The sequence below is a fragment of the Nonomuraea sp. KM90 genome (assembly GCF_052246675.1).
Classification (GTDB): Bacteria; Actinomycetota; Actinomycetes; order Streptosporangiales; family Streptosporangiaceae; genus Nonomuraea.
On record NZ_JBQQCB010000240.1, the window covers coordinates 1 to 7,762 of the forward strand.

At 68.8% G+C, this 7,762-nt stretch carries 8 protein-coding genes and 1 pseudogene; 4 read left to right on the forward strand and 5 right to left on the reverse strand.

The features are described from left to right. A pseudogene (locus ACTWPW_RS61995) lies at window positions 1-728 on the forward strand (FAD-linked oxidase); the annotation flags it as partial. Window positions 729-737: 9 nt separating this feature from the next. On the opposite strand, the gene ACTWPW_RS62000 reads toward ACTWPW_RS61995, so the two are convergent. From ACTWPW_RS62000 to ACTWPW_RS62010, 3 genes are all read right to left on the reverse strand, one after another. Beyond that, window positions 738-1,271 (reverse strand): hypothetical protein, encoded by a 534-nt coding sequence (locus tag ACTWPW_RS62000; protein ID WP_443174704.1) that lies wholly within the window; start codon window positions 1,269-1,271, stop codon window positions 738-740. A gap of 48 nt (window positions 1,272-1,319) precedes the next feature. Next, window positions 1,320-2,129, reverse strand: a complete 810-nt coding sequence (locus ACTWPW_RS62005; RefSeq protein WP_375118078.1) for an ArsR/SmtB family transcription factor — start codon at window positions 2,127-2,129, stop codon at window positions 1,320-1,322. A gap of 166 nt (window positions 2,130-2,295) precedes the next feature. Then, entirely contained in the window at window positions 2,296-2,697 is a 402-nt protein-coding gene (locus ACTWPW_RS62010; RefSeq protein WP_443174705.1) for a VOC family protein, read from the reverse strand. A gap of 105 nt (window positions 2,698-2,802) precedes the next feature. On the opposite strand from ACTWPW_RS62010, the gene pta reads away from it, so the two are divergent. After that, a complete protein-coding gene (gene pta / locus ACTWPW_RS62015; protein ID WP_443174706.1) occupies window positions 2,803-4,863 on the forward strand; it encodes a phosphate acetyltransferase in 2,061 nt (686 codons plus the stop codon). A gap of 514 nt (window positions 4,864-5,377) precedes the next feature. Here pta and ACTWPW_RS62020 read toward each other — a convergent pair. Then, window positions 5,378-5,914 carry an SMI1/KNR4 family protein gene (locus ACTWPW_RS62020; RefSeq protein WP_443174707.1) on the reverse strand — a complete coding sequence of 179 codons (537 nt, stop codon included), beginning with the start codon at window positions 5,912-5,914 and terminating at the stop codon, window positions 5,378-5,380. Between the two features lie 271 nt (window positions 5,915-6,185). On the opposite strand from ACTWPW_RS62020, the gene ACTWPW_RS62025 reads away from it, so the two are divergent. Both ACTWPW_RS62025 and ACTWPW_RS62030 read left to right on the forward strand, forming a co-directional pair. After that, window positions 6,186-6,437 (forward strand): hypothetical protein, encoded by a 252-nt coding sequence (locus tag ACTWPW_RS62025; RefSeq protein ID WP_443174708.1) that lies wholly within the window; start codon window positions 6,186-6,188, stop codon window positions 6,435-6,437. 554 nt (window positions 6,438-6,991) lie between these two features. Then, entirely contained in the window at window positions 6,992-7,270 is a 279-nt protein-coding gene (locus ACTWPW_RS62030) for a hypothetical protein (RefSeq protein ID WP_375118083.1), read from the forward strand. 10 nt (window positions 7,271-7,280) lie between these two features. Here the strand turns inward: ACTWPW_RS62030 and ACTWPW_RS62035 are convergent. Next, a partial coding sequence (locus ACTWPW_RS62035; RefSeq protein WP_443174709.1) for an integrase core domain-containing protein occupies window positions 7,281-7,762 on the reverse strand: 482 nt, incomplete at its 5' end.

The following is a 7,762-nucleotide window of genomic DNA, read 5'->3' on the forward strand; positions in this document are numbered from 1 at the left end:
CCCTGCATCCCGCGCCGCGCCTGTTCGGCGGCCGGATCCTGTGGCCGGGGGAGCACGCCGCCGAGGTCATGGACACCTACCGGCAGATCACCGCCGCCGCGCCGGAGGAGCTGACGGCCTGGCTGGACCTGCTGCACTTCCCCGGCTCCGCGCCCATGGTGGCCGTGGACGCCACCTACCTCGGCGACGAGGACGAGGCCCGCGACCTGCTGGCGCCGCTGGATCGCCTCGCCCGGCCCCTGTCCGACGGCAGGCGGGTCATGCCGGTCTCCGAACTCGGGTCCATCACCGCCGAACCCACCGACCCGGGGCCGGGCCTGTCACGCGCCGAACTGCTGACCGAACTGGACGACGCCGCGGCCGAGGCCCTGCTCGCCGGACCGATCGCCCCGCTGCTGAGCGTACAGATCCGGCACCTGGGCGGCGCGTTCACCCGGCCGTCCGACACCCCGCACGGGCCGCTGACCGAGCCCTACGCGCTCTACCTGTTCGGCATCCCCGCCGACCCCGCCACCGCCGCGGCCGTCACCGCCAGGCAACGCGACCTCGCCGAGGCCCTCCCCGTCAGCGGACGCAAGCCGTTCACCTTCCTCAACCCCGCCGAGACGGCTGCCGACGCCTTCGCCCCCGCCGCCCTGACCCGCCTGCGCGCCATCAAGCGTCGCCACGATCCGCACAACGTCTTCCGGTCCAACTTTCCGGTCCGGGAGGCTGACCGGGCCGGCTGATGATCGTCGTCAGGTTGCGGCTTCGGCCGCGCCGCCGCTCGGGAGGAGGGCCAGGAGTTGTCGCGTGTGGCCGGGCAGCTCGACCTCCGCGAGGCCCGTGATGAGGTCCCTCAGCGGTACGGGCGCGTCGACCAGGGCGGTGTCCTTGGACAGGAGCCGGGTGGGCACCGGCGTGTCGAGCTCGGCGTCGCTCAGCGCCGGCCCGCCGAGCGCGCAGAGGGCGTCCGCCTGGAGGCGGATGCGCTCGCGGAGCCCGGCGTTGCCGCCGGTGAGCGTGATGAGGCGTTCGATGGTCCAGGTGTCGAGTGCCATGCGGTTGTCGTAGGTCGTGTTCGCTCCCATCGCGATGGTGGAGACGGCTGCGAGGGTGGTGGCGTTGAGGATGGCGACGTGCGCCAGGATCTGGTCGGCGTTCCACTCACCGGCCGGCGGGAGCGGGCCGGCACCGCCGGAGCCGGTTGTGGAGCCGGCCCCGTGTCCGGCCACGGTGGCGGCGGCGTCCAGCAGCTCGCGGTAGGCGTCCCGCAGGGGGATGGTGTCCATCAGGGTCTGCTTTCTGCAGTCGAACGACAAGACTGGGACGATGCCGGCTCAGGCGTGCGCGCGGTACATCTCCCACGGCGCCTGCGGAAGGACCTCGCCGGTCTCCAGCAGCGACTTGAGGTTCGCCAGGACGGCCGGCCATCCGTGCGAGATGCCGTTGGCCATCTCCTGGTTGGGGAGGTTCTCGTGGGTCACGGTGAGGCGGACGATGTCCTGGTGCGGTTCGACGAGGAAGGTGACCACCGACGGGTCCCTCGGCTTCTCGGCGTCCGGGGCGTCGTCGAAGGTGATGACCAGGCGCGTCGGCGGCTCGGTCTCGATCACCCGGCCGACGACGTCGACGACGTCTGATCCGTCGACGCGCCGGTGCTCCCAGGGCGAGCCCGGCTGCCAGTCCGAAACGTTGGCGTGTCCCCAGTAGCGGGCCGTGAGGTCCGCGTCCGTCAGGGCCTGCCACACCTGCTTCGCGCTTGCGCGGATGTAGGTGACATAGACGTAGGTCGGCACGGATGTGGTTGCGTCGGTCATGGCGTACTCCTCTGCCTGGTTCTTGATGGCACTGATCGCTTGCAGACGGGGCCTGTCGAACCCCGAGATCCAGCGCTCCTCGATCTCGTGGATGGGGGCCGGGTTGAGGTAGTGCAGCCGCTCCCGCCCACGTCGTACGACGGTCACGAGGTTGGCGCGCTGGAGAATGTCGAGATGCTGGGTCGCTGACTGGCGCGCCATGTTCAGGCGTTCGCACAGCTCGCTCAAGGTCTGGCCGTTGTGCTCGCGCAGACGGTCGAGCAGGAGCCGTCGGGTGGGGTCGGCCAGCGCTTTGAAGACCGAGTCCATCGCTCTCGCTTCGAGGCTCACGCCACCATTATGCAGGTATTTACCTGCATAACGTCAAGTGGCCGATCGGCCCGGGGGCGCGTCGGCTCTCAGCCGCTCACAGGACAGGCGGCGACATCCGGCTCCGGGACGCGGCGGACCGGCCCGATGCCGCGCTCCCGGACCGTGGCCGGTGGCGAAGCCGCAATCACTCGGCGACGCCGATGACGGTCCCCGACGGGTCGGTCACGTACCGCCCCTTCGACAGATCGACCAGAACGAGCTCATTGCCGAAGGGGTCGGCCACGATCGCGACCCGGCCCACCGGGATGTCGGACGGATCGGCGACCACCCGGCCGCCCGCGGCCACGATCTCGGAGGCGGCCTCGTCGGCCGACCGGACCAGCCATGTCGGCGCCAGGTTGAGCCGGATGTCCAGGACGATCTCCGCATCGCTGTCCGGCAGGCCGAGCCCCGCCTGACCGAGCTGATCATTTCGCCACAGCAACTCGTGACCGAGACGGTGCTGGTAGAAACGCAGCCCGCTGTCGAGGTCCGGAACGGGGACGATGACCGCGTCGATCTTCTGGAACAGAGGCGTTGATCGCATGATCTCACCGTCACGTGTCCCGGGAGGGCCGGTCAAGCGGGGCCGAGCCGCCTCCCGGCCGCCCCGGCGATCAAGAGTGCGCCGGGGGCGACGACAATGAGGTACATGACACGTGCGGTGTACGTCGCGGCGGGCGAGGCGGCTAGCAACAAGGGAACCGTCGCCCTGGGCCTGGTGGAATTGCTGTCCCGGCAGGTGGAGGCCGTGGGGGTGTTCCGGCCGGTGGTACGGGAGGGCCGCGAGGACGCCCTGATCAACACCATCCGGAGCAGGTTCCAGCTCGCCCTGCCCTACGAGGCGTGCGCGGGCGTCACCTACGACGAGGTGCACGCCGACGTCGAGCGTGCGGCCGGGGACGTCGTGGCCCGCTACCGGGCCCTGGCCCGCAGGTGCGACGCGGTGGTGGTGGTCGGCACCGACTACACCGACGTGGGGGCGCCGACGGAGTTCGGGTTCAACGCCAGGCTGGCCGCGGACCTGGGCACCCCGGTGATCAACGTGGTGAACGGGAGGGGCAGGACCGCCGCGGAGATCTCCGCGGCGGTCGAGCTGTCGTCCAGGGAGCTGGCGCAGCATCATGCCCACGAGCTCGCGGTCGTGGTCACCCGGGCGGATGCCGGGTCGCTCACGATCGCGCACGACACGCCGCTGTTCGTGCTGCCGGAGGCCCCCTCGCTGCGCGCGCCGACCGTCGCCGACCTGCTCAACGCGTGTGACGGCAGATTCTTCCTGGGCCAGCGGGACGGGCTCGGCCGCGAGGCGAGCGCGCTGATGGTGGGGGCGATGTCGCTGCCCAGCATCCTGGAGCGCTACACCGAGGGCGCCGCGGTCATCATCCCGTCCGATCGGGCCGCCGCTCTGCTGCCCGGGCTGATCGCGGCGCACGCCTCGCCGAGCTTCCCCGCCCTGTCGGCGGTGGTGCTGACCGGCGGCACGGATCTGCCGGACCCGGTGGACCGGCTGCTGCGCGGCATGACGATCCCGCTGCCGGTGATCGCCACCGAGCACGACACGTTCGACACCGCGACCCGCCTGTCGGCGGTGGAGGGCCGGTTCACGCCCGAGGCCGAGGGCAAGATCGACACGGCGTTGCGGTTGTTCGCCGAGCACGTGGACGGCGGGCTGCTGCTGGAGCGGCTGGCGATCGCCAAGACCGACGTCGTCACGCCGCTGATGTTCGAGTACGAGCTGCTGGACCGCGCCCGCACACCGCGCCGGCACATCGTGCTGCCCGAGGGCGAGGAGCCGCGCATCCTGCGCGCGGCCGACGTCCTGCTGCGGCGGGGCGTGGCCGAGCTCACCCTGCTCGGCGACGAGGAGCGGATCCGGGTCCAGGCCGCCCAGCTCGGCCTGGACCTGGACGCGGCCAGGGTGCTCAGCCCGTTCGACGCGGAGCTGCGCGAGCGGTTCGCCCGCGAGTACGCCGAGGTCCGGGCGCACCGGGGGATGACCGTCGAGCTGGCCCGCGACACCGTCACCGACGTCTCCTACTTCGGCACGCTGATGGTGCACACCGGCATGGCGGACGGCATGGTGTCCGGAGCGGCGCACACCACCGCGCACACGATCAGGCCGGCGTTCGAGATCCTGCGCCTGGGCCTGGTCTCCAGCGTGTTCTTCATGTGCCTGGCCGATCGGGTGCTCGTCTACGGCGACTGCGCGGTCAATCCGGACCCGACCGCCGAGCAGCTGGCCGGCATCGCGATCGCCTCGGCGCGCACCGCGGCGCTGTTCGGCGTCGATCCCAGGATCGCCATGCTGTCGTACTCGACGGGCGCCTCGGGAGCCGGCGCCGACGTCGACAAGGTCCGCACCGCCACCGCGCTCGTCCGCGAGCGCCGTCCCGACCTCCAGGTGGAGGGGCCGATCCAGTACGACGCCGCGGTGGATCCCACGGTGGCGCTGGCCAAGATGCCCGGCAGCCAGGTGGCCGGCCGCGCCACGGTCTTCGTGGTGCCCGACCTCAACACCGGCAACAACCTGTACAAGGCCGTCCAGCGCAGCGCCGGCGCCGTCGCGGTCGGCCCGGTGCTCCAGGGGCTGCGCAAGCCGGTCAACGACCTGTCCCGCGGCGCCACCGTGGCCGACATCGTCACCACCGTCGCCGTCACGGCCGCCCAAGTGGCCGACGACAGTGTGCCACCGGGTGCCGGCGACGGCCTCTGAGTGCCGCGGTTGCGAAATCCACGCGGAATGATCTTCTCGTCCGCGTCCACAGTGTGTTTTCTAGTCCAGCGTCCTGGAGGCGGCCGACATGGGCCGCCTACGACAGCCCCGGCTCGACACATCAGAGTGCACCGTGCCTGCGAGAGCGTGCTCACTCACGCACCCGCACGATGTCCGTACGGCAGGCACACACCGATCACATGATTGCTCGGCTGTACCGGGAACCGCTTGGCCATGTCGCCCGGCGCCGCCGTCTCGGGTGAGAGCTTTCACCCAAATCAGGTGCGGGACCAAACAGAACTGTCGGGATCAAACGCCCACTGAGTAGCGGCTCGATCTCGGTTCCGCAGAGGTGGCGGGGCGCCTGGTGCATTTGGGGTGCGGTATCCAAAAATCCCCTCATCCAGCGGCCCCGACACGATGGGCAGGTGACGGCCTTACCCCAACAGGTGGTCCGGCACGAACGGCCGTGCTGAGAAGGGCCGCCCACTCGCCCGCGCGACGAGACAGGCCCTCACCACCTTTCACACACCAGCGGGTGGCCTTCGGTGCCTTCCATGAATCCACTGCTGTCATATCGGTTGCCGGAAGCCCACCCAACCAGCCACTCCGTCATGGTCTCCGCGATGGGCGGCTCCTGATCGGAGTCGTGCGGAACGACGATCACCGGCCATTCTTCAGGTTCACCTAGGGTCAACCAACCGACCGAGTCGCCGTCGATCGTGCTACCCCACGAGAAGAACCCGCCGGGCTCAGGCCACATGGCAAGGGAATACTCTTCGGGGGCGTCATCTCGCCACTCTCGGTAGTAGTCCATCTCTTGAGGCAATCGGGCGCAATCCTCCTCGCTGAGAAGGCGCATGTCACCGATGCCGAGCCAGCGAGCGAACTGACAGCTGCCATAGCGTTCGATGAAGGCGACATAGTCGTCTGGGAGCCGGATCCCGATGTCGGCGAAGAGGTCGCCCCATGCACGAGTACCGAAGCGCGGCGACGACGGCGGAGGAACCAGGGCAACGAGGTGGTCCAGGGGCGCGGATTTGTATGCCACGGCCCCGACATTAGTGGTAGCGACAGAAATCCCACGCCTCCGCAGGCCGCCATAGGAAGGCGGCAGGCAACCTGTCCGCTGGAGCCGGTGGCCTGCGTACCGTGAGGCGTTTGCCGGTGGCGCGACGGGCGCCTTAGGCATCTTCTTCACCTGGTACGCCGGCCACCAAGGACGCAAGCATGCTGAGCGAGTCGCGCGGGAGAATACCGCTCACGCCCTTGCCAAAGACCGCGAAGCGCGACGCGAGGATGCCTACGCAGATGCGCTCGCGATGGTCATCGGCAACACCGAAACCCTCATGATGATCAGCCAGTCGCTCATGGATCCAGAAGAGGAGAGGGAGATACTCACCGCACTACGGCAGGAAGAGCTCGCCATAAGCGCCAAGGTCGGCATCTATGGGACATTGGCAGTGTGGGATCGCTTGGTCAGCTGGGTAGAGCGCAAACGGGCCGTGATCGGCGCCCACATTCGACTCCGCGAGTTCATCGAGGATAATCCCGGTGCCAAGTCGGACCTCTGAGACGAACGCAGCGACGCGCGCAGGAAACTACAAGCCGCTGTTCATGTCCTTCGTGAGCAGATGAACCAGGAACTTGCGTCGTAACCCTCGAGTTATGACCCTCACCTTGCGTCACGCCTACCGCCCGTGTGGTGCCGCGGCGGAGGTGTTCGCCTGGCGCGCCCCCGAGGTTCTGCTCTCCGGCCCGACCGGCACCAGCAAGTCGTGCGGCGCTGGAGAAGCGCGATGATGCTCGCCAACCCGGGGCGCCAGCGGCGTCATCGTCCGCACGGCCCTCGTGCTCACTCGGCAGCACTGGCCTGGTTACTTGGCGGAAGAAGGTCGCCGCGGAGAGTATCGCCGCAGGCCATGTCGCCTGGTAGGGCGGCAGCTAGCAGGGAGACCACCGCCTACTCCAACGGCTCCGCGGTGGTGGGCGGACTCGACAAGCGCATCACCCTTCGGGGTGGCTCGGCCCTTCTTGTTCTGTCTGTGATCTAGGTACGGCACGCTAGGTCGCTAAACGAAGCGATCGGGAGGCGGCAGTGGGGTGGCGTATCGCAATCCTGATCGGCATGGGTCTCGCCGCGGTCCCGACGATCCCGGCAGCAACGCCGGCCGGGGTGTCCTGCCTGTTCTCGTCGTCGTCGCGCGAGAAGCTGGTTGACGCTTGGATAGCCGAGCATGCGCCAGTGACGGTCCAGAAGCCCGCCCCTGAGATCACGCCGACGTTCTCTCCCTACATGGACGTGAAGGTGATGGAAGGGCCGCCTCCCATGGGAGAGGAGAGCGTCACGACAGAAGAGTTGGCGCGTTACGTGGTGAAGCTCAAGGGATGCGACAGCGACACGTGATCCTGGGCGCTTACGCGTGCGCTTCGTCTCGGAACCTGTCAATTTGATCAAGGCAGTTGAGCTGGGCTAATTCTGTGGCGTCCTTCGGTTCGTTGGTCTTGGGCTTATTGATCCAGGCGGGGCCGGGTAGGTCGGGTGGGGTGGGCAGGCCGCCGCTGGCGAACCGTTCGGGGTGCGTGGCGTGGGCGGTGGCCAGGACGGCGACGCGCCCGTCGCGGATGGTGGCGGCGTGGCCGTAGTGCACGTCGATGGGGTGGTGGTAGCCGATTCCGGAGTGGAAGTGATCCCGGTTGTACCAGGTGTAGAACTCCTGGCAGAAGGCGCGGGCGTGCTCGATCGAGCCGAACCGGGCGGGGAAGGTGGGACAGTACTTCAGCGTCTTGTTGTGAACACGAACGCGGGAGGCGGAGAAGCGATGGCGCTTCACTGAACGCGGTGCTGTGTGAGAGATGGAGGTTTGTTGGCCCTCCAGAGCCGCTCTGCGGGGAGAGG